We start from the raw sequence: 19,862 nt of genomic DNA on the forward strand, positions 1-19,862 counted from the left end.
GTGGTTGTATGTGCCCATTCTCCTGCATGTCGGATTTATCGATCGCTGCAACGGGTTAGGTGGTCACTCACTGTGATCGGCGATTCTGGCCAGAGGGTTCGCACTTGACGCATCTGCCATCGATCAAGTGCGCGCCTGCAGGTTCCAGTAGTCGCCCAAGGGGCAGGTGAGCTGGGCGATGATGAGGCAGTCGCAGCCGCCTTCGTCGAAGGTGGGGCATCGCTCCTGGCACGGCGTCAGGTGCCTGTGGCCACGCGATCCGGAGCGCGCGATCACCATGTCGAACGGATACTCGGCTGGGAGATGTCCGGGCCGTATCAGTGCGCCACGAGACGTTCCACGCCCACCGTCGGCCCCAGCTCCGCAGAGTTGGGGCCGACGGTGGCGAGCGGGTCTGGTTCAGTCGGTTTCCGGTGGCCAGGTGAAGCCGAGGGCCTCTGCGGCCTCGCGGCTGCCGCCGGCGAGGCGCGCGTAAGTGGTTGGGCTTGCCGCAGCGAGTTGTCGGAGGACCGCGTTAGCTTGTTCCTCCGGTGGGGTGCCGTTGTCCGGGATGGTCCAGATGAATTGCACCCAAGGGTTCTTGTCGGAGCCGAAGCGCGGCCGCTCCGGATAGGTGAAGCTCAGCTCGACCTGGTCGCGTTGGGCGTAGTGCGTGCCGATCCAGCCCCGCTGGCAGCTCCACTGGGCCAACAGATCAGGCTGTTGGCCCAGTTGTTCCCTGATCAGCCGGGCGAGCGTGCGGGCCGGCCATTCCCAGCTGTGGTCGTTCTCCGCACGGGCGATCTCCGCGTCGTACTGGGCGGCATCGAAGCGGAGATCGGGCAGTTCAGGCAGCGGTGGTTCGGACTTCGGGGCCGGTGGTCGGCGCCAGTTGCGCCACAGCACGGTGTCACGGTCGCGGACGATGGTGACGTACAGCGCGCCGCAGCAGCCCTCGGTGCACCAAGCTTCCGCGAGCTGTACCTCCCTCGGTTCCTCGGCCGCCCGAAGCTGGCCTGTGCCGAGCAGCCGTTCCGGGCTGTGTGCCACGCCGCGGTCGAAGGCTTCGGCGATCACCGGCCTGCCGTCCACGAGGACGCGGGTCTCCACGCCGCCGCGGCCTACGGGATCCAGGACGCATACGTGCACCGCGAGCCGGTCGCGCGGACCGGAGAGCTCGCTCCCGCCGGTGAGCACCTTCTTGGGTATGCGGTCGATCCATGCGGCCCGCCAGCGGGCGCCCGCGTCCTGGGACGTTCGCGCGGCGGTGATCTGTGCTGTCCACCGGGGGTGGCCCAGCAGGGCGCGGAGCCGGTCCAGGGTCTTCTCCCACTCGCCCGGAGGCCAGCCCAGCAGGTTGCTGTGGCCGCTGTCCAGGTCGAGGACGAGCGAGACGAGGAGCGCGTACCGGTCGAGTGACGGGGGCAGCCGGTCGGCCCGGTCGGCCAGCATGCTGTAGACCTGGCGGGCGGCAGAGTACTTCCGGATCGGTGCCCGGTAGTCGTTGGCGCCGGTCATGGCGGCCAGCAGTCGGGCCGCCTGCTCGAGGATGCGCTCATTGTCCGGACTGCGGTCGAGCGCTTCGGCCAGGTGCACTGCTTCGGCGATTTCGCGGGCTTGGGACGGTGCGGTGTGCCACTCGTCCGGAGGGGTGTGCAGCAGCCACTCGCGGGCCTGGGGCTCATCTGCTCGGGCGCACAAGGCGGTTACAGCTTCCGAGCGGCGCCGCGCCGGAAGGCGTTCGGCGAGCCAGATCAGATCAGGGGTTGTGCCCGGCATGGAGGCGAGCGCCGCGATTGCCCTGGAGCTGCAACACATGAGGAGTCCGAGTGTCCGGATCAGCTCGGTATCCGCCGGCCCGCGGGTGATGGCGAGGAGACTGAGCCCGAGCCAGACGGTGCGGCGGTCGGTTCCTGTCCGCAGGAGCGCCGTCCCGATGTCAACGGCCCGGTGCGGGTCCGGTGCGGGCAGGGACTCCAGGACCTGGAAGATCATCCGGTCCGACACGTCCAACTCGCACAACTTCGTCCGGAGAGTGTCGAGAGAACTGTCCGGGTCGGCGAAGAAGGCTTCGAGCAGGCGCCCGAGCCCGGCCCGGCGTTCCTGCCACTCGCCACGCCGGGACCGTGTGCGGGAAGGCTGGTCCGGCTCATCGGGGAACGGACGGCCGCCTTCAGGCAGTGGCCCGTCCGGGGTCTGCTGGAGCAGCCGGGTTGCGTGGTCGTACAGCGACATCCGGGGACCGAGCGCGTTGCGCTCGCTAGTCGCGCTCACCAGCGGGAAGGGGACTCGATTCTGTTCGTCATGCGGCGGATGCTGCCAGCCGCACCCGCTCGACCGCAACCGGATTCCCGCCGCTCGCCGAAGCTCGCCGACTTCGACCGGCCGGCGGCGAGGCTGCATCCTCGGCCCGGATCGCCGACGGCACGGGAGAGCTCGGTGGGCGGTCCGCTGTTGTGGCCTGCCGGCGGGACGGCTCGCCGATCACCGACCCATGGCTTCGAGCTCCGGCGCTCGTTCTCCGGGGCTCGTTCTCCGGGCCCGTCCCACGTGTGGCTGACGCAGGCTCAGGACGCGGCGGAGCCCCGGATCCGGCAAGGGGTGGCCGAATCCGGGGCCCTGATGCGGAGGTGGTCAGGCGATCTGCAGCGCAGTACAGCGGACAGACAGCAGTCGCCGAGTCCACGAACGTCACTCCTTCTCTGAACTACGCGTTGCCCCGGCGGTCACCTGGCGTGTGCCTCGGTGGTACTTGGGGTGTGGGGCTGCCGGGCCAGCCACGTTGAGTACCCTGGCGGCTACTTGAACCGATATACATATTGAGAGGTCGACGCCACGCCCACCGCCAGGTTCTTCTTCGACGCGGGATCAGGCGCCGTCCTGTGGGCGGCCCCGGAGGACTGGGAGGTGTGGGGGCAGCCGGTTGATCTGGACCGACTACCGATCAGTCACGACCTGTGTGACGGCCTGAGCAGGCTGATAGCTCGCTATGACACGTCGTTGAACTGGGATTACCCCCCCGGACCCGGGACCGTGGCGTGAAGCGGAGTGCCACGACTTCAACGAGGCGGTACGCCAAGCGCTCGGCCGCCTTCGCGCCGAACTCGGCCCGGCGTGGCAGATTCACGAGGAGTTCTGCCCACTCCACGAAGACCCGGACCTCGACCGCTACCTGGCCGACCCAGCCGGATTTGTTCGTACCCGACCTCGCCGGAGGCGCGCTCGGGCGAAGCCACGACTACCGTGACCGGGCGGATGCCGGTCACGGCCTGGCAGGCTTCGCCGAGATGCAGGAGGCACTCGGGCCACTGTTGGAGCTCGTGCTCGACCCAGGTGACACCTTCGTCACCCGAGTGACCGCGGAAGCCGTGCTTCGGCGAAAGGACTGGGTCGGGCTGACGATAGTCGCGTCCGCATTGGCAGTCGCTGACTCACGTCACAGCGACTGGATCCACACCGCAACCGTCGACGTATTCAGCATCTTCTCCGACGACCGGGACAGCGCGTTGAAGCTCTGCGAGGAGTTGCCGCAGGACACTGACGACCGCGTCGCCCTGGGAGCTCGCCAGATGCACGAAATTCTGGCCGAGATCGTCCCTGTCCTTCGCCCTGCACAACACGGGTCGAAATCTGCCGTGAGAGCGCAGGTGTTCGACAGTAAGGGCCACCTCATCGCGGACCACGTCGGCAAACCATCGGGTGCCTCACCGGCGGCACTTGTCACCAGGACAGTGCTGATGCGGCCGGAGGAGAGTCAGGGCGTCGCGACGGTGCTTGTGCGGGCCGTAGTCTGGTCGAAGGTGGGGACTCCGACGAACACGGGAGAGTCCCTGCGCTCGCGTAGGGCGTCGAGTTGGGAGATCTTCTCCTCGGCTGCGGCGAGGCTGACGGACAGTCCCTCGACCTCGCCGAGCCAGCCTTCTCGTTCTGCTTCGGCAATCCGGTCTGCGAGGTTGTCGTGGATCTCGATGAGTCGCGGCCGTTCTGCCGGGGAGACGATGAGGACGGGGCATCGGACACGGGCTTCTCTGAAGTAAGTTCTGCGGCCGAGGCCCGGACAAGATCGACCCCCGGTGAAGCCGGGGTCGATGCATTTCAGGGGTGCTTTCGCGGCCGCGTCCCGGCCCCCGCAACAGAGCCCGTCGTCAAGGCGAAGGCACTCTCGCGGTGAGCGTCGGCTGCCGCCTGAGCTTGCCGGCTCCCGACGGACTTGCCCTGGACGGGTCGGGGCCGAACACCCCAGGCGTGGCTGAGCGGGTGACCGGCAGCAGTCCGGGGCCGGCCTCGGTGTCGGGAGCCGGGCTCTTCAGGGCGGGGTGGGCGGCGGACGGATCGGAGACGGCCGGCCAGTAATGGCCGTCGGCGACCTCCAAGGTTCGTCCGACGGCAGATCGGGCAACCGCGGATGACCGCTGTTCCATGCTGGACGCCCGCCCTGTGTGCCGCGGTGGCCCCGCGCTTCCTGCTCTGCCTCGATGCCGGTAGGGCGCACCTCGCAGGCGCAGCGGTCCAACCCGGCCCGCTGAGGCACCGCCAGGCCGGGTCAGTGGCCTTCCTTACAGCCGGTCGTAGACGGCGGAAAGTCGCTGCAGTACCTCGGCAGCCCGGTCGAGGGCGGTCTCGTCGTAGTCGCCCAGGTCGGTGTGCAGGGCGTCGGCCAGTGCCTGCTGCCGCTGGTCGTGCCGGGCCCGGCCGGCGTTGGTGAGGGCGACCAAGACGGAGCGCTTGTCCTCGGGTTGGCGGGTGCGGGTGACATAGCCGGCCGTGACTAGGCCGTTCACTAGTTGGGTGGTGGCGGCGCCGGTGGTCTCGGTGCCGGCGGCCAGCTGGCTGATGGTGAGGGGGCCCTGTTCGGCCAGGGTGCGCAGGGCCCGGGCGTGGGTGAGGGAGAGGGCGCCGGGAGTCCGGGTGGCGCGTCCGCGCAGCCGGGCGTCGGCGGCGCTGAGGCGGTAGGCGGCGCGGGCCAGGCGGTCGAGCGCCAGAGTGCGGTCGGGGGTGGGTGGCGGCTCGGCCACGGTCGGTCCTCCTCGGCGGTTTCGGGTTGACATCAGCGTAGCCTCAGTACTTAATGACTAAGTACTTATTCATTAAGTACTTAGTTTGCAGGTTCTCGGAAGGAGACCCCCATGACCATTCGTTCGACCGGTCAGAGCTGGGCCCTGGACATCGCACTCGCCCAGGGCGGCTTCGACGCGCTGCACCCCGAGGCCGTCGGGACCATGGAACAACTCGGCCATGACCACACCGACTTCGCCAAGGTCTTCGCACTGGTGCGAAGTGGCGCGATGCTGCCCAAGGCGTGGGCGACGGTGGCCGGTCAGGCCGAGGAGCGCGCCGCCCACCACGAGTGCGGAGGGTTCGCGCAGACCGCCGCCGACCTCTACGGCCGGGCGGCGGTCATGTGGGGCCGGGCGCAGTACTCGCTCTTCGACGCGGCCGACCCGCGCAAGGCCGCCATGCGCGAGCGCGCCGACCACTGCGTGGAGCGCCTGGGTGCGCTGCGCGGAGGCCGAGTGCGGCGGGTGGTGCTGGACTTCGAGGGCTCGCGGATCTTCGCCCTGCTGCACCTGCCGGCCGGGCGGGTCGAGAACGCGCCGGCCGTCATCCTCGGCCCGGGGATGGACATGATCAAGGAGGACTACATCTGGGCGGCCGAGCGCTACTACACCTCGCGCGGGATGGTCGCGCTGTCCATCGAGGGGCCGGGCCAGGGCGAGAGCCGCGCCGGCGGGCTGACCGTCGACCTCGCCAACTACGAGCGGGCGATCGGCCGTTACCTCGACTACCTGGCCGCGCTCCCGGAGGTCGACGCCGGCCGGATCGGCATGTTCGGCATCTCGATGAGCGGCTACTGGGGCTCCCGGGCGGCTGCCACCGACCGCCGCCTGGCCGCGCTCGCCGCGTTCGAGGCCGTCACGGGGGACTTCACGACGATCTTCGAGCGCGCCCAGCCGACCTTCAAGAACAACTACATGTACATGGCCGGGTACACCGACGAGGAGGCCTTCGACCGCGACCTGGCCCACCGGATGCCGCTCGCCGACCTGGTGGCCGACATCACCTGCCCGGTGCTTTACGGGATCGGCGAGTTCGACGAGCTCACCGACCTCGGTCAGGCGCTGGAGAGCTTCGAGCGCATCCGGGCACCGAAGGAACTGCGGGTCTATGAGGACGAGTTCCACCCGCTTGGGGGAGTTGCAGCCGAGGTGTTCCGGTTCGGGGCGGAGTGGCTGGAGCGGGCCCTCGCCGGCGAGTTCGCCGACTCCGGCCGGGATGTGCGTCACTACGTCCACCGCAACGGCCGCACCACCGACGGCAGCGCCGACCCCGCCTGGTGGCTCTCCGCTGCCCCCACCCGGCTCACCGAGGCCCGGCGGGCCTGAGCCGGACGGCGCCCGCGACGAGCGCCGCCGCGCCGGGGGGTGCTGGTCTCAGACGGGCACCAGCACCCCCCGGCCGGTAACCACTTCCCTTCCCCCCATGCGCCACACCGGCATCAGTACCGCCCTCACCGACCTGCTCCTCACGCCGGGACTTGACCTCCATGAGGCCGCCGACCGGCACTTCGCCCCCGACTACCGCCGGCGCACCGACGGCCGGTGGAGCGACCGCCGGGAGTTCCTGGCCCACATCGCCCACCTGCGCACGGTCGCGGCCCGCGGCTCGATCGCCGTCCACGACGAACTCGTCGACGGCGACCGCTACGCCGACCGCCACACGGTGGCCGTCGCCAAGACCGACGGCTCCACCGTTCGCATGGAGGTCTACCTGTTCGCCGAGTTCGTCAGACGGCCGCTTCCGTCTGGTCGAGGAGGCCACCCTCATGCTCGAAGGCGCCGAGTACGACCGGAACATCGGCAGCGCCGCTGATCCGGTAAAGGCGCCTGCTGCGAGGGCGGGGCTCGGGCTACTGCGCTCAACAGGATGGACGTTGATATCCAGCGCGCCAAGTTCACCGCCGTGGACACCCCCGCGGCGGGTCTGGTGGCGGTTGGCACGGCATGAGGTCCCGGCGTACTTGCCCTGCCGGCGCCGCGCCGCAGCTGGCGGCGGCCGCCAGTGCCAGGACGGTCGCGCCGACCGCTGCTGAGGCGGCCGGTCGGCGGCGCCGCCGACCGGTTCGTCGGGGGCGGGGATGCACGGGGTCCATACCTTTCTTCGTGGGTTGATTCGGGTCATTTGCCGGGCGGTGGACCACATCGAGCGGATCAGTCAAAGGTCCAGGGGTGGGTTGGCACCGTCCTTGAACTCCACGGTGGTGAACTCCAGGCTCGTGGTGCCGATGTTCTCCAGGTCGTGCAGGAGGTACCGGCCGGGCCCGAAGGTGTAGTGGCGGGTCTCGCCCGGGGCGTAGTCCACGATGCGGGTGGTGCCGTCGTAGGTGTGCTGGCGGCTGCGGCCCGCCGTGTGGGCCGTCCAAAAGTAGTCCAGGACGTGGCGGTGGGCGGTCACCCGCTCGCCGGGTGCGAGCCGGATGCTCCACACCCGCACGCGTGCCGTCTCGCTGAGCAGTTGCCCGCCGACTCGGCCGTTGTTCGCATTCTGCTCGAACTCCTGGCGCAGCGCGGGTGTCCAGCCCTGGAAGCCGTCGGCGACCAGGGTGCCGGCGAGTGGGAGGTCGGGCATGTCGTCAGTGTTCATCGGGGAGTGGTTGCCTTTCGGGCGAGGTCGTACGGAATGACGGGCGTCAGCTGTTGATGCCCAGCTGGGTCAGCAACCTCTCGTTGTCCTCGATGTGCCAGTCCTCGATGATCTTGTCGGTGCCGACGTGCTGGATGTCGATGGCGTTGAAGTCGACGCTCTGGCCCTTGCCCTGGAGGCCGTTGAAGGTGCCGGTGAAGTGGCCGCGGAAGATCAGCCGAGCGGTGATCTTGTCGCCGGTGACCAGCACGTCGGACAGCTCGCAGGTCAGGTCCGGCACGGCGGTGCGGAAGTTTTTCGAGGCGAAGGCCGGGCCGGTGGGGCCCTGCGGTCGGCCGGTCGGCAGCGTGTTGTCCTTGAACTGCGGGCTGACCGCCGCGTCCAGGTACTTCTGCTGCCCGGTGTTCCAGAACGTGTACAACTGCTGGGCCAGGTGGACCTCCTGGGCTGCGCGCCGCGCGCCGATCGAGCGGTCCACGGTGAGCGCCTCCGGCTGGACCAGATCGGGCGAGCGGTCGATGAGGCGCTGCGGCCAGGCGCGCGGGGACTGGTGGTGCCGGTTGTCGTGGGCGTGGGCGGACATGGCGGTGCCGCCCGCCAGGCTTGCCACCGCCGCGGTGATGGCGGCGGCGCGGATCAGGGTGCGTGAACGCATGAGTGTGACTCCTCGAATCAGCCAGGCACGCTGCCGGTTTCGGGCGTGCCGGGGGTGGCCGGCCGGTCGTTTCCGACCGGGCCGGACCGCGCGGACGAAGTGGTCGACCGCCGCCTCGGGCGCTGGGCCGAACCGGGAGCCGAAGCGGCGGTCCGGAGGTCAGGCGAGGCGGCCGCCGCCGTCGACGTGCAGCACGGTGCCGGTGACGTACGGGTTGTCGATGGCGTAGAACACGGCCTTGACCAGGTCTTCCGGGCTGCCGACCCGGCGGGCCGGATTGCGTTCGGCCACCCCGCGCAGGAACGCCTCCTTGTCGGCGCCCAGGCCGTCCCAGGAGCCGGTGTCGACGATGCCGGGGGAGACCGCGTTGACCCGGACCGGGGCGATTTCCACCGCCAGCGCCTGCACCAGGAAGGCCAGCGCACCGTTGGTGGTGGCCATCACCGTGCGCGCCTGTGCCGGGCGCCAGGCGGCCACACCGGAGAAGAAGGTGAACGAGCCGCGCTCGGACACCTGCCCGGCCAGGTGCTTGGCCAGCAGCATCGGGCCGATCACCTTGGCGGCGAACGCGCGCTGCACGTCGGCGAGTTCGAGGTCCTTCAGCGGGCCGTTGGCGGGCATCGCGGCGGTCGAGACCAGGTGGTCGAACCGGCCGACCGACCCGGCGAAGCCGGCGATCGACCGTTCGTCGGCGAGATCGAGTGCGATCACCTCGGACGGCCCGGACAACTCGCCGGCCGTCCACTCCAGCTTGCGCGGATCCGGGCCGGCCAGCACGACGGTTGCACCGGCAGCCGAAGCGGCCCTGGCGAGGGCCCGTCCGGTGCGCGAACCCGCACCCACTACAACGAGCCGCTGCCCCTGGAGAGGCGTGTCAACGGACATGGGAGTACTCCTTCGAGTCATCGGGGATCCGGCCGCCCGCTGCTTCCCCGCGGCGGCCACACCACGACCCTCTCCCAGCCTGCTGTGATGAGTCCAAGGCTTGTTTTCTACCTCAGCGATAAAATCCACTCATGGCGACACCGACGCTCAGGCAGCTCGAGTACCTGACCACCGTGGTCGACACCGGCTCGTTCACCCGTGCGGCCGAGCAGTTGCACGTCACCCAGCCCGCGCTCTCCCATCAGATACGGGCCCTGGAGAGCGCGGTCGGCGGCCCGCTGCTCGAACGGCTTCCGCGCTCGGTGCGGCTCACCCCGATGGGTCGGGCGGTGCTGCCGCACGCCCGCGCCGCGCTGGCCGAGGCCGAGCGCCTGCGGCTGGTGGCCCGGCGCACAGCGGGCCTGGAGGAGGGCGAGCTGGAGGTCGCCGCCATCTACTCGGTCAGTCTCGGCATCCTGCCGCCCGTGCTGCGGCTCTGGCGCCACCAGCACCCCGGCGTGCGGATCCGGCTGCGCGAGTACCCGCACGCCGACCGGCTCCAGGACGCCATGACCGCAGGCCGCGCCGACCTCGCAGTCGGCCCCGCGCCCGCCGGTTGGGAGGGGCCGATCCGCGAGCTCGGCGTCGAGGAGTTCACGATCGTCCTGCCCGCCGACGACCCGCTGGCCGACAACCCCACCGCCACGGTCGCACTCACCGATCTCGCCGACCGCGCCTGGGTCCACTACGCCCCCGACAACGGCCTCGCCGACCTGCTCGACCACGCCTGCGCCCAGGCGGGCTTCCACCCCCAGACGGCGATCCGCGCCGAACAGACCTCCGCCGCACCCCTGCTCGCCGCCGCCGGGCTCGGCCCGGCCCTGGTGCCGGCCAACATCATCCCGCCGCAATTCGACGGCCTCCTGCTCCGCCCCGACCCTCCGATCCGCCGCACCCTCACCGCCTACACCCGCACCCGCCCCGACCCCCTCACCGTGGCCTTCGCCGACCTCCTCGCCCAACAGGCCCGCGTCAATCCGGCCGCCCTCTCCGCGGCCGCCACGCTCCCCGACCGGACAGATGTCCCCGCGCGCGGGCAGAACCGCACACCGCACGCCCGATCGTCGGAGACCTGACGGACCCCACGATTGCCGACCCGCTCCCTGGGCTCCGAACGGACTGGCGGGGCTGGACCCACCGGTTCGACGGTCGGGACCTGGCGGACCGGCCAAGCCGCCGATCGTGTGGGCTTGGACGGCGCTCGTCACGCCTCACACGACAACACGGGATGGCCGACACGTGCTCTTTACGCGGTGCACGCGCCTCATCCAGCTGAACTTCAGCATGATGGCGGTGCGCCGGATCGGAGGGAACTCCCAGTCCGCGAAGGGGAACGAGCGCACCAACGAGCGCCTGGACGAGGTGTGCGGCGGGCGCTGGTGGCGGGACTTCTTCGCCGACGGCTACACCCGGGACGCGGACGACAAGGTCGCCGCCGAGTACAGCAGGCTCCTCGGCGATCGGACCGGCATGAGTACGGTCTCGGTGCCCGTCACCAAGGCGCCGGGCCAGAAGGCCGTCTACAACCTGGTCTTCGGGACACGCAGCAACCACGGCCTGTGGGCCTTCGGCGATGCGCACGCCCGAGCCCGCGACACGTGGTGGGAGGGGCTCGAACTGACCGAGGAGGCAGAGGACAACGCACTGTTCGCGATGGCGACCCGGCAGCGTCCCGATCCTGACCACGTCCGGGCCCGGGCCGTACCGGCCATGGCCGCCACTCTGGCCGAACTGCTGAGGTCCGGGCGCCCGTTCAAGCTGGTCGACTGCACGCTGCAGGTGTTCGGGGAGCACTACGGCCAGGTCCCCGAGACCGTCGCCCGCCAGGCGGTCAAGCACCTGCACGGAGCGGCCGGAACGCCCAGTGAGGGCAAGGGATCCCCGGTTCACAAGCTGGAAGCGCCCGCCGGTCAGACCGTGACGGGCAAGGGCATTTGGTACCAGGTCCGTCCAGCAGCCGCCCGCCGGCCTTGGGAGTGCGACCTCCCCACTGCTTGAAGAAGAACGCCACGTTCTCCTCCTGGCAGGCGTCGCGCACCTGCCTGACCCAGGACGCCTCCATCGGCCGGTGGCCGGGGCCCGACTCGCCGCCAGCGATCACCCAGTGGATGCCGTCCAGGTCGAGCCCGTCGAGCGGACCGGCCACTCGGTCAGGTAGTCGGCGACGGTCAGGGTCTCGTCCAGTGCGATGCCGGTGCGCTCGGCCGCCAGGAAGTGGTGCAGGGCGGTGAGGGCCGTGTTCTCGTCGGGGAAGCCGCTGCGTCGGCGGGTCTCGCGCTTGCCGGAGGTGGCGGGTAGGTCGACGGCGTAGGCCCAACGGCCGTGGTCGGACTGAGTGTTCAGCATCGGTCAGGCTCACGGGAATCGACTCATTGTGCGATCGGGCTGGCGTTCAGCATCACGGAGCGGCGCCCTGGCGCGGCAGAGGGCGGGTCAAGGCGCGGCGGAGGCGCGCATGCGACAGATGTACGCCCACATGTACCGGCTCGGCGGGCAGGAGGCGCGTGCCGCGGATCTCTACCGCGAGCTGGCCCTGGACCTGCTGGACTGGCGCGGGGACGGCGATCCGGAGACCGAAGAGGCGGTCTCGAACGCCGATGCCTGCTGGCGGGCCGTCACCGACGCGGTGGCCGCCCGCGCGATGGCGCCGGCTGTCCTCGCCCTGAGGGTCAAGGTCCCTGGGCCGCAGGGCCGTTGGCTGGTCGCAGCGCGGCGCCACGCGGAACGGCTGGACGAGCTGCCGGAGTCGGTCCGCCCCGCACTGTCGGCCGGACTGGCCGAGCCGGCCACGGCCGAGCGCCCGCCGGCCCGGCCTCGCGCGTCCCGGCGGCAGCTCGTCACGGTGCCGCGCAGGCCAGCCTCGCGGCCGGCCCCGGACACGGGCAACTCGCTGGCGAAGCAGCCTGGTTACGACGCGATCGGCTCGGGCCGGTAGGCCTGGTCGATGTTGTCCTCGACCCAGTTGCGCAGGTGGTTGAGCGGGGCGGCGGCGCTCTGGCCGAGCGGGGTGAGGGAGTATTCGACGTGCAGGGGGACGGCGGGGTAGACGGTGCGGTCGAGGATGCCGAAGTCCTCCAGGCGGCGCAGAGTCTGGGTGAGGACCTTGGGGCTGACGCCCTGGAGCTTGCGCTGGAGTTCGCCGAAGCGCTGGGGGCCGTCTTCGAGGGCGCCGATGGCGAGGGCGGACCACTTGTTGGCGAGCAGGTCGAGCAGGGCGCGGCAGGGGCACTGGGCGGCGTAGACGTCGTGGTGCGCGTGCTGGCCGCTGGGGCAGGTGGTCGTCATGCTCACTCTCCTCACCAGGTCACTTCCCAATGGGAAGTAGTGGACCTTGAAGGTAACTATACCCACAGGGATAGCGTCGTCGACGTCAAGCGGGAGGCCGCCAAGGGTCCCTCCGCGGAGCACTCTTTCAGGAGATGACGCATGTCCGCAGACACGATGCGCGCGGTGGTCCAGGACGGTTTCGGCGGCCCGGAGGTGCTGCGGGTCGAGCGGGTGCCGCGCCCGGTGCCGCTGCCGACCGAAGTGCTGGTCCGCGTGCACGCGGCGGGGATCAACCCGGTGGACTGGAAGACCCGCGGTGGCACTGGTATGGCGGGCCTGCTGGGTGAGCCGCCGTTCACTCTCGGCTGGGACGTCTCCGGCGTGGTGGAGGAGGTCGGCTTCGGCGTGACCACCCTCAAGGTCGGCGACGAGGTGTACGGCATGCCGTGGTTCCCCCGCGTCGCGAACGCCTACGCCGAGTACGTGGCCGCCCCGGCCCGCCAGTGGGCGCGCAAGCCGGCCAGCATCGACCACGTGCACGCGGCCGCCGTGCCGCTGGCGGCGCTGACCGCCTGGCAGGCCGTGGTCGACACCGCCCACGTTCAGGCCGGCCAGCGCGTCCTGATCACGGCCGCCGCCGGCGGGGTCGGCCACTTCGCCGTCCAGTTCGCCCACCACCTCGGTGCCCACGTGATCGGTACCGCCGGCGCCGCCCGCCACCCCTGGCTCAAGGAACTCGGCGCGGACGAGACCATCGACTACAACGCCACCCGCTTCGAGGACGCCACCGCCGACGTCGATGTCGTCATCGACCTGGTGGGCAACGTCCACGACGAGACCAGCACCCGCTCGCTGAAGGTCCTGCGCCCCGGCGGCCTGCTGGTCGCCATCCCGGCCGGCGTCTCCCCGGAGCTGGCCCAGGCCGCCGAGGCGGCCGGTGTCCGGGTCACCCCGTTCCTGGTCGAGCCGGACGGCGCCGCGCTGACGGCGATCGCCGGGCTGATCGACGCCGGCCAGGTCGCCGTCGAGGTGGAGGAGACCTTCCCGCTCGAGCAGGCCGGCGCGGCCCACGCCCGCGGCGAGGCCGGTCGCACCCGCGGCAAGCTCGTCCTGACCATCACCAACTGACCATCATCACAAGCAATTTGGAGTAAAGGCGTGTACTACGAGATCCGCCGCTACCAGGCCCAGCCCGGACGTCGCGACGAGTGGGTGCGCTACATGGAGGACGTGGTCATCCCGTTCCAGGCCTCGCTGGGCATGGACGTGACCGCCTCCTTCGTCGACGCCGAGGACGAGGACGGCTATGTGTGGATCCGCCGCTTCGAGGACGAGGCGCAGAGCGAGGTCCTCTATGCGGCGGTCTACCAGCACGACCGCTGGAAGAACGAGATCGGCCCGGTCGTCCACGGCCTGCTGATCCCCGAGAAGTCCGTCGTCACCCGCGTCATCCCCACCCCCGCTTCGCCCCTCCGCTAGCCCGCGACACCTGCAGGCCGGCGCTCCAGGCCGGTCCCCGCGCAACCCGCGCGAGGACCGGCCTCGCCGTTTGCGGCCTCTCGGCCCTCTGTCCGGCCGCGGAATGCGTTACATGACGACCGCTCGGGCCTGGTGCGCACACTGGCGCCAATGAGGCGATTAAGTTGTCAGCAATTAACTTGCGCACAAGTAAAGTGTGTCATAGTCTACTTCCCGAAGGCCCGCCCGAACGTGGCAGACCCATCAATCCCCTTTTCCTGAAGGAGAGTTCGCCATGTCGCAGGACACGCCGATCGTGCCGGTACTGGAGCCCGCGGCCCAGGAGTTCGCGGAGGCCACGGCCAACCCGCCGTACCTGTTCGACCTCGGTCCCGTCGAGGGCCGCAAGGTCGTCGACGAGGTCCAGTCCGGGGAGATCGCCAAGCCGGCCGTGGACGAGGAGTGGATCACCGTGAGCGGTGGCCCGACCGGCTCGGTCCGGGCCCGGATCGTCAAGCCCGCCGGCGCCACCGGCAGTCTGCCGGTGATCATCTACATCCACGGCGCCGGCTGGGTCTTCGGCAACGCCCACACCCACGACCGGCTGGTGCGTGAACTGGCCGTCGGCGCGCAGGCGGCCGTGGTCTTCCCCGAGTACGACCTGTCGCCCGAGGTCCGCTACCCCGTGGCGATCGAGCAGAACTACACGGTGGCCCGCTGGGTGGTCACCGACGGCGCCAGGCTGGGTCTGGACGCCTCCCGCATCGCCGTCGCCGGCGACTCGGTGGGTGGCAACATGGCCGCCGCCCTGACCCTGATGGCCAAGGAGCGCGGCGACCTCCCGCTGGTGCAGCAGGTGCTCTTCTACCCGGTCACCGACGCGGCCTTCGGGACCAGTTCCTACCACCAGTTCGCCACCGGCTACTTCCTGCGCCGCGACGCGATGCACTGGTTCTGGGACCAGTACACCACCGACGCCGCCCAGCGGGCCGAGATCACCGCCTCCCCGCTGCGTGCGACCGTGGAGCAGCTGAAGGACCTGCCGCCGGCGCTGGTCATCACCGCCGAGGCCGACGTACTGCGCGACGAGGGCGAGGCGTACGCCAACAAGCTCCGCCAGGCCGGCGTCCCGGTGATCGCCACCCGCTACCGGGGCATCATCCACGACTTCGTGATGCTCAACGCCCTGCGCGGCACCCAGGCTGCCGACGCCGCCATCACCCAGGCCGCCACCGTCCTGCGCTTGGCGCTGCACACCGCCTGACTGTCCGTCACATCCCAGGCCGCCGCCCACCACCATCGAAAGAGCAGGTCATGTCCTCCTCCCGCACTCCCCGCAGTCGCCGCACCGCCGCGCTGGCCGTCGCGGTCCCTGTCGCCCTCGGCGCGGTCGCCTTCACCGCGGTCGCGGGCACCGGGCCGGCCCAGGCCACCTCGGGCTCCCATGCCCCCCTGGTCCTGGAGCGCGACGCCCAGACCTTCGCCGACGCGGCCGCCAAGAACCCGCCCATCTACACCCTCAGCTACGCCGACGCCCGCAAGGCCCTGGACAACGTGCAGTCCGGGCCCACGGACCTGCTCCCGGCCGACATCAGCCACCGGACGCTGCCGGTGGGCCCGACCGGTTCGGTGGACATCCGGATCGTCCGCCCCCAGGGCGTCACCGGCAATCTCCCCGTGATCATGTACTTCCACGGCGGCGGCTGGGTCCTGGGAGACGAGGGCACCCATGACCGGCTGGTGCGTCAGATCGCCAACGGCGCCAAGGCCGCGGTGGTCTTCGTCGACTACGCCCGCGCGCCCGAGGCCCGCTTCCCGATCGCCATCGAGCAGGCCTACGCCGCTACCACCTGGGTGGCCCAGCACGGCGGCGAGATCAACGTCGACAGCTCCAGGATCGCGGTGGCCGGCGACTCGGTCGGTGGCAACATGACCGCCGCCGTCACCCTGATGGCCAAGGAGCGCGGCGGCCCGGCCCTGCGCGACCAGGTCCTCTTCTACCCGGTCACCGACGCGAGCTTCAACGACGGTTCCTACCGGGAGTTCGGCAACGGCCCCTGGCTCACCCGCAAGGCCATGGAGTGGTTCTGGGACGCCTACGCGCCGGACAAGAAGGTCCGCAACCAGATCCTTGCCTCGCCGCTGCGGGCCGGCCTCGACCAGCTGAAGGGCCTGCCCAAGGCCCTGGTGATCACGGACGAGGGTGACGTGCTGCGCGACGAGGGCGAGGCCTACGCCAACAAGCTCCGTGCCGCCGGCAACGACGTCACCGCGGTCCGCTACACCGGCATCATCCACGACTTCGTGATGCTCAACGCGCTGAGCAGCACCAATGCCGACAAGGCCGCGGTCGACCAGGCCACCAAGTACCTCTACACCGATCTGCACAACGGCTCCTGAACCGGCAGTCCGGGCCGGCCCCCGTCGCGGGGGCCGGCCCGCCGTATTACCTCGTGCACAAGCAACGATGACGCTTGGGAATCGTGAGCCCCTCGGAGTACAGTCAGACATGACCAGTCACGGCCTCGGCCAGCAGCCCGACCAGCACTTCACCCTGCTGCTCGACGACCAGATGTGCTTCGCCCTCTACGCCGCCTCCCGGGCGGTCACCGGGCTCTACCGGCCGCTGCTGGAGGACCTCGGACTGACCTACCCCCAGTACCTGGTGATGCTGACGCTCTGGGGCCGCGACGCCATCCCGGTCAAGGACCTCGGCTCAGCCCTCCACCTCGACTACGGCACCCTGACCCCGCTGCTGAAGCGCCTGGAGACGGCGGGCCTGCTGCGCCGCGAACGCCGCCCCGACGACGAGCGCGCCGTCATCATCACCCTCACCGAGGAAGGCGCAGTCCTGCGCGAGCGCGCCCGCGCCATCCCCGCCGCGATCGGCGATGCCATGAGCCTGGACCCTGAGGAGTTCGAGCGCACCCGCGCGACCCTACGCCGCCTGACCGACAACGTCACCCGCCACACCGCCACCGTGGCTCGCTGAACCGACGCGCGCCCACCGTCGTAGTGCAGGGGTCCACGGAAGCGGGGAGCGGCGGATGAGCGAGCAGTGCGAGACCACCCGGGCCGGTGATCCGGGCCTGGGGGAGCAGCCCGGGTCCATGCTCGCCCGGCTCGTCGAGGACCCGGCGCGGTTCCTGGTGCGCTGGCCCGCCGGGCCGGCCGTCCACCGGCGCGACACCGCCGACCTCGCCGAGCTGCTCGATCGCGACGGCGCCCGGCGCATGCTGACCGACCCGGCACACCGGCCGAAGAACCTGGGCATGGTCCACCAGGGAGCCTCCACCCTCGACGTGCCGCCCTCCGTCGACCATCCGACGCACACCCTGGTCCTCAACGGCCCCCATCTCACCTGGCCGCCGCTCCGCCGGGCCGCCCAGCTCCTGTCCGCCGAGCTCGGCCACCGCGTCACCGCGAACGCCTACCTCACCCCGCCGGGCTCCACCGGCTTCGGGCCGCACTGGGACAGCCATCACGTCATGCTCGTCCAGGTGGAGGGCGCGAAGACCTGGCAGCTGCACCCGCCGGTCTTCGTCGACCCGCTGGACCGCCACATCTGGACCGAGATCGGCTTCACTCCCGAGCAGCTTGCGCAGGTCCACCGCGACGCCGAGAGCGTCACGCTGACGGCCGGGTAGGTGCTCTTCCTGTCTCGCGGTTGGATCCACTTCGGCCACACCACCGTGGGGTACGGCAACCGCTGCGTCGTCGACCAGGCCATGACGGCGGCCGGGCTGGAGCGCCGCGTGGCGGTCGAGGTGTCCGACATCGCGACCGCCGCGGACTACGTGCGGCACGGCCTCGGCGTGTCACTGATGCCGGCGTTCGCGGCACCCGCCGACCATCCGAGGCTGCGGGTCCGCCCGCTCGCCGGCAGTCCGCTGCTGTGGACCCTGGAGGTCGCCACGGTGACGGCACGCCGCCCGAGTGCTGCGCTGCGCGCTCTGCTCGCCCTCGTCGATCAGCATGTCCACGCGCCCGCCGAGGCCGCGACGCCGACTCTGACGGCCGGTCGTCGGCCGGTCGGCTGCGCGATCTGACAGCGGTCGGCGAGCTGCCGGTCGGCTGTCAGACCACGCTGACGTCGACACTTCCCATGGGGAAGTACCTGCCCTTGCGGGTAACCACCCCCTCGCGATTACGGTCGCAACCACGAGGGGACGAGCCCAGCGGATCGGGTCCCCGTGTTCCCGCACTGACGGCGGACCTCCCGACACCTCGTCACCAGCCGTCGCGATCAGGCACTACAGCACCGAGAAGGCAGCGATGACCAACGCATCCCTCATCAAGTCCACCTCCGCCGCCTCCGTGACCCTTGAGGCCGCCAACGCCCTCATCGAAGCGGTGAAGACCGCCGCCGCGGAGATCGGGTTCGAGCCCTCCGTGGCCGTCACCGACGCCGGCGGTCACCTGAAGGCGTTCCAGCGCACCGACGCCACCCCGTTCCTCGCGGCCGAGGTCGCCCTCGACAAGGCGTGGACGTCGGCCTCCTTCGGCTACCCCACCCACGTCTGGAACAACTACCTGGCCGACCCGAAGGTCGCGCCCCTCGCCCAGCACCCCCGGCTGATGGCCGTCGGCGGCGGCTACCCGATCCTGCTGGACGGCAAGCTCATCGGCGGCCTCGGCATCTCCGGCGGCAGCTACGAGCAGGACCAGCAGGCCGCCGAGGCGGCCCTCAAGTCGCTCGGCTTCGAGCTCCCCGCCTGACGGAGGCCCCGTCGGTGGCCCCCGGCCGCGCGTCCCGTCCGACGCGCGGCCGGGGCCACCGAAACCCCTGCCGCCTTCGCCACCGCCTGGGACGGACACCATTGGATGTCCACCGTGTCGGCCTGGGCGACCGCGAAGGCGATCGTTTTCGCGACGGCCTCCGGGCGGATCGCGGACTTCTCCTTCGCGGCTGCGAGTCCCGCACGTACGCGATCGTCCGGAACGGAGTCGATGAAGTCGGTCCGGACGAAGCCGGGTGAGACCACGGTGACCCGCACCCTGTCCCCGGCCTCCCGACGGAGGCCTTCGGAGCGGGTGCGCGCGGCGTTCCTGGTCGCGGCGTAGACCGCCTGGTTGGGCACGATCTGCAGGCCCGCAGTGGAGACGACGTTGACGAAGTGCCGCCACCTTGCGCACGGAAGACCGGCAGAGCGGCGGCGATGCCGTACAGCACGCCCTTGATGTTGACGTCGGCCATCGCCTCCCAGTCCTCGACCCGCAGCTCGTCGAGGGCGGAGATCGGCCCGATGCCGGCGTTGCCGACCAGCACGTCCAGGCGGCCGAACCGCTCGCCCGCGAGCGCCACGAGGGCAGCCAGGTCGGCGCGGCGGGTGACGGAGTGCTTGGCCGGGTTGTAGCGCAGCCGCCACGTCCGCACCGCGTGGTTCAGGGCGTTGCGCAGCATCGCCACCGCATGGTGAACGGTGGTGCTCCCGCGGCCGGCGGCGAGCTGCGCGCCCACCCAGGCATCGATGTGCTTGGGCCGCAGATCGACGAGCAGCATCCCGCCGAACGCGGGGACCGGGTCGCGCTCGATGCACGCCCGTTAGCCTGCCCAGGTGTTCGGGGCCAGCGCCGGCCGCTTCGACTCCAGCCACTGCGAGCGCATCCAGTCCAGCAGGTCCCGATACCCACGGACGGTGGCGGGGAACTCCCGGTCGGCCAGGTGCCGGCCGATGGAGTCGATTACCGCCGTGTGATGGGTCAGGCCATGGGTATCGACTCCTCCGGTGATCTCCCGGGCATCATGCGTCATGCTGGTCATGTCCGTCCTTGCAAGTCCGTTCCGAGGGCGGCACGCACCGGTCGGGCGGGTGGACAAGACAGTGACGGGGCTTCTGGACCAAGCTCCTAAAAAGTCACAAACGCCCGTCCGGCCGCGTGCGTGATGACGCCACCGACGGGCCGACAAATCCCAAACAGGACAGTCGAGACGTCA

General features: G+C 70.6%; 22 protein-coding genes and 3 pseudogenes. 14 read left to right on the plus strand and 11 right to left on the minus strand.

Annotation, left to right across the window (positions count from 1 at the left end; all coding sequences use genetic code 11):
- Nucleotides 1-399 precede the first annotated feature (399 nt).
- Nucleotides 400-2,253, minus strand: a complete 1,854-nt coding sequence (locus ACIRYZ_RS23560) for a hypothetical protein (RefSeq protein WP_402947161.1) — start codon at nucleotides 2,251-2,253, stop codon at nucleotides 400-402.
- A 917-nt stretch (nucleotides 2,254-3,170) separates the two neighbouring features.
- Between ACIRYZ_RS23560 and ACIRYZ_RS23565 the strand changes: the two genes are divergently transcribed.
- On the plus strand, nucleotides 3,171-4,016 hold the full coding sequence (locus ACIRYZ_RS23565) for a hypothetical protein (protein WP_402947163.1): 846 nt from the start codon (nucleotides 3,171-3,173) through the stop codon (nucleotides 4,014-4,016).
- Between the two features lie 519 nt (nucleotides 4,017-4,535).
- Here ACIRYZ_RS23565 and ACIRYZ_RS23570 read toward each other — a convergent pair.
- On the minus strand, nucleotides 4,536-4,994 hold the full coding sequence (locus ACIRYZ_RS23570) for a MarR family winged helix-turn-helix transcriptional regulator (protein ID WP_402947166.1): 459 nt from the start codon (nucleotides 4,992-4,994) through the stop codon (nucleotides 4,536-4,538).
- A gap of 111 nt (nucleotides 4,995-5,105) precedes the next feature.
- On the opposite strand from ACIRYZ_RS23570, the gene ACIRYZ_RS23575 reads away from it, so the two are divergent.
- Nucleotides 5,106-6,362, plus strand: a complete 1,257-nt coding sequence (locus ACIRYZ_RS23575; protein WP_402947168.1) for an alpha/beta hydrolase — start codon at nucleotides 5,106-5,108, stop codon at nucleotides 6,360-6,362.
- A 97-nt stretch (nucleotides 6,363-6,459) separates the two neighbouring features.
- Nucleotides 6,460-6,844 (plus strand): annotated as a pseudogene (locus ACIRYZ_RS23580) (nuclear transport factor 2 family protein); the annotation flags it as partial.
- Nucleotides 6,845-7,191: 347 nt separating this feature from the next.
- Here ACIRYZ_RS23580 and ACIRYZ_RS23585 read toward each other — a convergent pair.
- The 3 genes from ACIRYZ_RS23585 to ACIRYZ_RS23595 form a co-directional block, all read right to left on the minus strand.
- Entirely contained in the window at nucleotides 7,192-7,620 is a 429-nt protein-coding gene (locus tag ACIRYZ_RS23585; protein ID WP_402947170.1) for a hypothetical protein, read from the minus strand.
- Between the two features lie 46 nt (nucleotides 7,621-7,666).
- On the minus strand, nucleotides 7,667-8,275 hold the full coding sequence (locus ACIRYZ_RS23590) for an ester cyclase (RefSeq protein ID WP_402947172.1): 609 nt from the start codon (nucleotides 8,273-8,275) through the stop codon (nucleotides 7,667-7,669).
- Between the two features lie 159 nt (nucleotides 8,276-8,434).
- A complete protein-coding gene (locus ACIRYZ_RS23595; protein WP_402947174.1) occupies nucleotides 8,435-9,160 on the minus strand; it encodes an SDR family oxidoreductase in 726 nt (241 codons plus the stop codon).
- Nucleotides 9,161-9,291: 131 nt separating this feature from the next.
- On the opposite strand from ACIRYZ_RS23595, the gene ACIRYZ_RS23600 reads away from it, so the two are divergent.
- Nucleotides 9,292-10,275 (plus strand): LysR family transcriptional regulator, encoded by a 984-nt coding sequence (locus ACIRYZ_RS23600; RefSeq protein ID WP_402947176.1) that lies wholly within the window; start codon nucleotides 9,292-9,294, stop codon nucleotides 10,273-10,275.
- Nucleotides 10,276-10,492: 217 nt separating this feature from the next.
- Complete coding sequence (locus ACIRYZ_RS23605; protein WP_402947178.1) at nucleotides 10,493-11,197, plus strand: hypothetical protein; 705 nt, start codon at nucleotides 10,493-10,495, stop codon at nucleotides 11,195-11,197.
- 7 nt (nucleotides 11,198-11,204) lie between these two features.
- Here ACIRYZ_RS23605 and ACIRYZ_RS23610 read toward each other — a convergent pair.
- A pseudogene (locus tag ACIRYZ_RS23610) lies at nucleotides 11,205-11,345 on the minus strand (DUF5131 family protein); the annotation flags it as partial.
- The gene (locus ACIRYZ_RS23615; RefSeq protein WP_402947179.1) at nucleotides 11,297-11,545 is read right to left on the minus strand and encodes a hypothetical protein; all 249 of its coding nucleotides are present in this window, start codon (nucleotides 11,543-11,545) and stop codon (nucleotides 11,297-11,299) included. The pseudogene ACIRYZ_RS23610 and the gene ACIRYZ_RS23615, both read right to left, overlap by 49 nt.
- Nucleotides 11,546-11,654: 109 nt before the next feature.
- Here ACIRYZ_RS23615 and ACIRYZ_RS23620 point away from each other — a divergent pair, with 109 nt between their 5' ends.
- Nucleotides 11,655-12,134, plus strand: a complete 480-nt coding sequence (locus ACIRYZ_RS23620; protein ID WP_402947180.1) for a hypothetical protein — start codon at nucleotides 11,655-11,657, stop codon at nucleotides 12,132-12,134.
- Here ACIRYZ_RS23620 and ACIRYZ_RS23625 read toward each other — a convergent pair.
- Nucleotides 12,107-12,484 (minus strand): winged helix-turn-helix transcriptional regulator, encoded by a 378-nt coding sequence (locus ACIRYZ_RS23625; RefSeq protein WP_402947182.1) that lies wholly within the window; start codon nucleotides 12,482-12,484, stop codon nucleotides 12,107-12,109. The genes ACIRYZ_RS23620 and ACIRYZ_RS23625 overlap by 28 nt on opposite strands.
- Before the next feature lie 141 nt (nucleotides 12,485-12,625).
- Between ACIRYZ_RS23625 and ACIRYZ_RS23630 the strand changes: the two genes are divergently transcribed.
- From ACIRYZ_RS23630 to ACIRYZ_RS23665, 8 genes are all read left to right on the plus strand, one after another.
- On the plus strand, nucleotides 12,626-13,594 hold the full coding sequence (locus tag ACIRYZ_RS23630) for an NADP-dependent oxidoreductase (protein WP_402947184.1): 969 nt from the start codon (nucleotides 12,626-12,628) through the stop codon (nucleotides 13,592-13,594).
- A 30-nt stretch (nucleotides 13,595-13,624) separates the two neighbouring features.
- The gene (locus ACIRYZ_RS23635; RefSeq protein ID WP_402947185.1) at nucleotides 13,625-13,945 is read left to right on the plus strand and encodes an NIPSNAP family protein; all 321 of its coding nucleotides are present in this window, start codon (nucleotides 13,625-13,627) and stop codon (nucleotides 13,943-13,945) included.
- A 274-nt stretch (nucleotides 13,946-14,219) separates the two neighbouring features.
- Nucleotides 14,220-15,188: an alpha/beta hydrolase gene (locus tag ACIRYZ_RS23640; protein ID WP_402947187.1), complete on the plus strand. Its 969-nt coding sequence runs from the start codon at nucleotides 14,220-14,222 to the stop codon at nucleotides 15,186-15,188.
- 50 nt (nucleotides 15,189-15,238) lie between these two features.
- Nucleotides 15,239-16,324, plus strand: a complete 1,086-nt coding sequence (locus ACIRYZ_RS23645; RefSeq protein ID WP_402947189.1) for an alpha/beta hydrolase — start codon at nucleotides 15,239-15,241, stop codon at nucleotides 16,322-16,324.
- 109 nt (nucleotides 16,325-16,433) lie between these two features.
- Nucleotides 16,434-16,916, plus strand: coding sequence for a MarR family winged helix-turn-helix transcriptional regulator (locus tag ACIRYZ_RS23650; protein ID WP_402947191.1), 483 nt, complete (start codon nucleotides 16,434-16,436; stop codon nucleotides 16,914-16,916).
- Between the two features lie 55 nt (nucleotides 16,917-16,971).
- The gene (locus tag ACIRYZ_RS23655) at nucleotides 16,972-17,571 is read left to right on the plus strand and encodes a JmjC domain-containing protein (RefSeq protein WP_402947193.1); all 600 of its coding nucleotides are present in this window, start codon (nucleotides 16,972-16,974) and stop codon (nucleotides 17,569-17,571) included.
- Nucleotides 17,572-17,973: a LysR substrate-binding domain-containing protein gene (locus ACIRYZ_RS23660; protein WP_402947195.1), complete on the plus strand. Its 402-nt coding sequence runs from the start codon at nucleotides 17,572-17,574 to the stop codon at nucleotides 17,971-17,973. It abuts the gene before it with no gap.
- Between the two features lie 226 nt (nucleotides 17,974-18,199).
- Nucleotides 18,200-18,643, plus strand: coding sequence for a heme-binding protein (locus ACIRYZ_RS23665; RefSeq protein WP_402947198.1), 444 nt, complete (start codon nucleotides 18,200-18,202; stop codon nucleotides 18,641-18,643).
- Here the strand turns inward: ACIRYZ_RS23665 and ACIRYZ_RS23670 are convergent.
- The 3 genes and pseudogenes from ACIRYZ_RS23670 to ACIRYZ_RS23680 all read right to left on the minus strand — a co-directional run bounded on the left by ACIRYZ_RS23670 (nucleotide 18,577) and on the right by ACIRYZ_RS23680 (nucleotide 19,688).
- Nucleotides 18,577-19,005: a hypothetical protein gene (locus tag ACIRYZ_RS23670; protein WP_402947200.1), complete on the minus strand. Its 429-nt coding sequence runs from the start codon at nucleotides 19,003-19,005 to the stop codon at nucleotides 18,577-18,579. The two genes, ACIRYZ_RS23665 and ACIRYZ_RS23670, sit on opposite strands and share 67 nt — an antisense overlap.
- 98 nt (nucleotides 19,006-19,103) lie before the next feature.
- Nucleotides 19,104-19,427, minus strand: a pseudogene (locus ACIRYZ_RS23675) (SDR family NAD(P)-dependent oxidoreductase); the annotation flags it as partial.
- A gap of 42 nt (nucleotides 19,428-19,469) precedes the next feature.
- Entirely contained in the window at nucleotides 19,470-19,688 is a 219-nt protein-coding gene (locus tag ACIRYZ_RS23680; RefSeq protein WP_402947203.1) for a hypothetical protein, read from the minus strand.
- Between the last annotated feature and the right edge of the window lie 174 nt (nucleotides 19,689-19,862).

The sequence above is a fragment of the Kitasatospora sp. NPDC101155 genome (assembly GCF_044768305.1).
In the GTDB taxonomy this organism is placed as follows: domain Bacteria; phylum Actinomycetota; class Actinomycetes; order Streptomycetales; family Streptomycetaceae; genus Kitasatospora.

Excerpts from the sequence above, each read along its gene's own strand:
- ACIRYZ_RS23585 (WP_402947170.1), bottom strand. The coding sequence starts at position 7,620 with ATGAACACTGACGACATGCCCGACCTCCCACTCGCCGGCACCCTGGTC.
- ACIRYZ_RS23645 (WP_402947189.1), top strand. The coding sequence starts at position 15,239 with ATGTCCTCCTCCCGCACTCCCCGCAGTCGCCGCACCGCCGCGCTGGCC.
- ACIRYZ_RS23640 (WP_402947187.1), top strand. The coding sequence starts at position 14,220 with ATGTCGCAGGACACGCCGATCGTGCCGGTACTGGAGCCCGCGGCCCAG.
- ACIRYZ_RS23630 (WP_402947184.1), top strand. The coding sequence starts at position 12,626 with ATGTCCGCAGACACGATGCGCGCGGTGGTCCAGGACGGTTTCGGCGGC.
- ACIRYZ_RS23575 (WP_402947168.1), top strand. The coding sequence starts at position 5,106 with ATGACCATTCGTTCGACCGGTCAGAGCTGGGCCCTGGACATCGCACTC.
- ACIRYZ_RS23625 (WP_402947182.1), bottom strand. The coding sequence starts at position 12,484 with ATGACGACCACCTGCCCCAGCGGCCAGCACGCGCACCACGACGTCTAC.
- ACIRYZ_RS23620 (WP_402947180.1), top strand. The coding sequence starts at position 11,655 with ATGCGACAGATGTACGCCCACATGTACCGGCTCGGCGGGCAGGAGGCG.
- ACIRYZ_RS23655 (WP_402947193.1), top strand. The coding sequence starts at position 16,972 with ATGAGCGAGCAGTGCGAGACCACCCGGGCCGGTGATCCGGGCCTGGGG.
- ACIRYZ_RS23595 (WP_402947174.1), bottom strand. The coding sequence starts at position 9,160 with ATGTCCGTTGACACGCCTCTCCAGGGGCAGCGGCTCGTTGTAGTGGGT.
- ACIRYZ_RS23680 (WP_402947203.1), bottom strand. The coding sequence starts at position 19,688 with ATGACCAGCATGACGCATGATGCCCGGGAGATCACCGGAGGAGTCGAT.
- ACIRYZ_RS23600 (WP_402947176.1), top strand. The coding sequence starts at position 9,292 with ATGGCGACACCGACGCTCAGGCAGCTCGAGTACCTGACCACCGTGGTC.
- ACIRYZ_RS23590 (WP_402947172.1), bottom strand. The coding sequence starts at position 8,275 with ATGCGTTCACGCACCCTGATCCGCGCCGCCGCCATCACCGCGGCGGTG.
- ACIRYZ_RS23665 (WP_402947198.1), top strand. The coding sequence starts at position 18,200 with ATGACCAACGCATCCCTCATCAAGTCCACCTCCGCCGCCTCCGTGACC.
- ACIRYZ_RS23650 (WP_402947191.1), top strand. The coding sequence starts at position 16,434 with ATGACCAGTCACGGCCTCGGCCAGCAGCCCGACCAGCACTTCACCCTG.
- ACIRYZ_RS23615 (WP_402947179.1), bottom strand. The coding sequence starts at position 11,545 with ATGCTGAACACTCAGTCCGACCACGGCCGTTGGGCCTACGCCGTCGAC.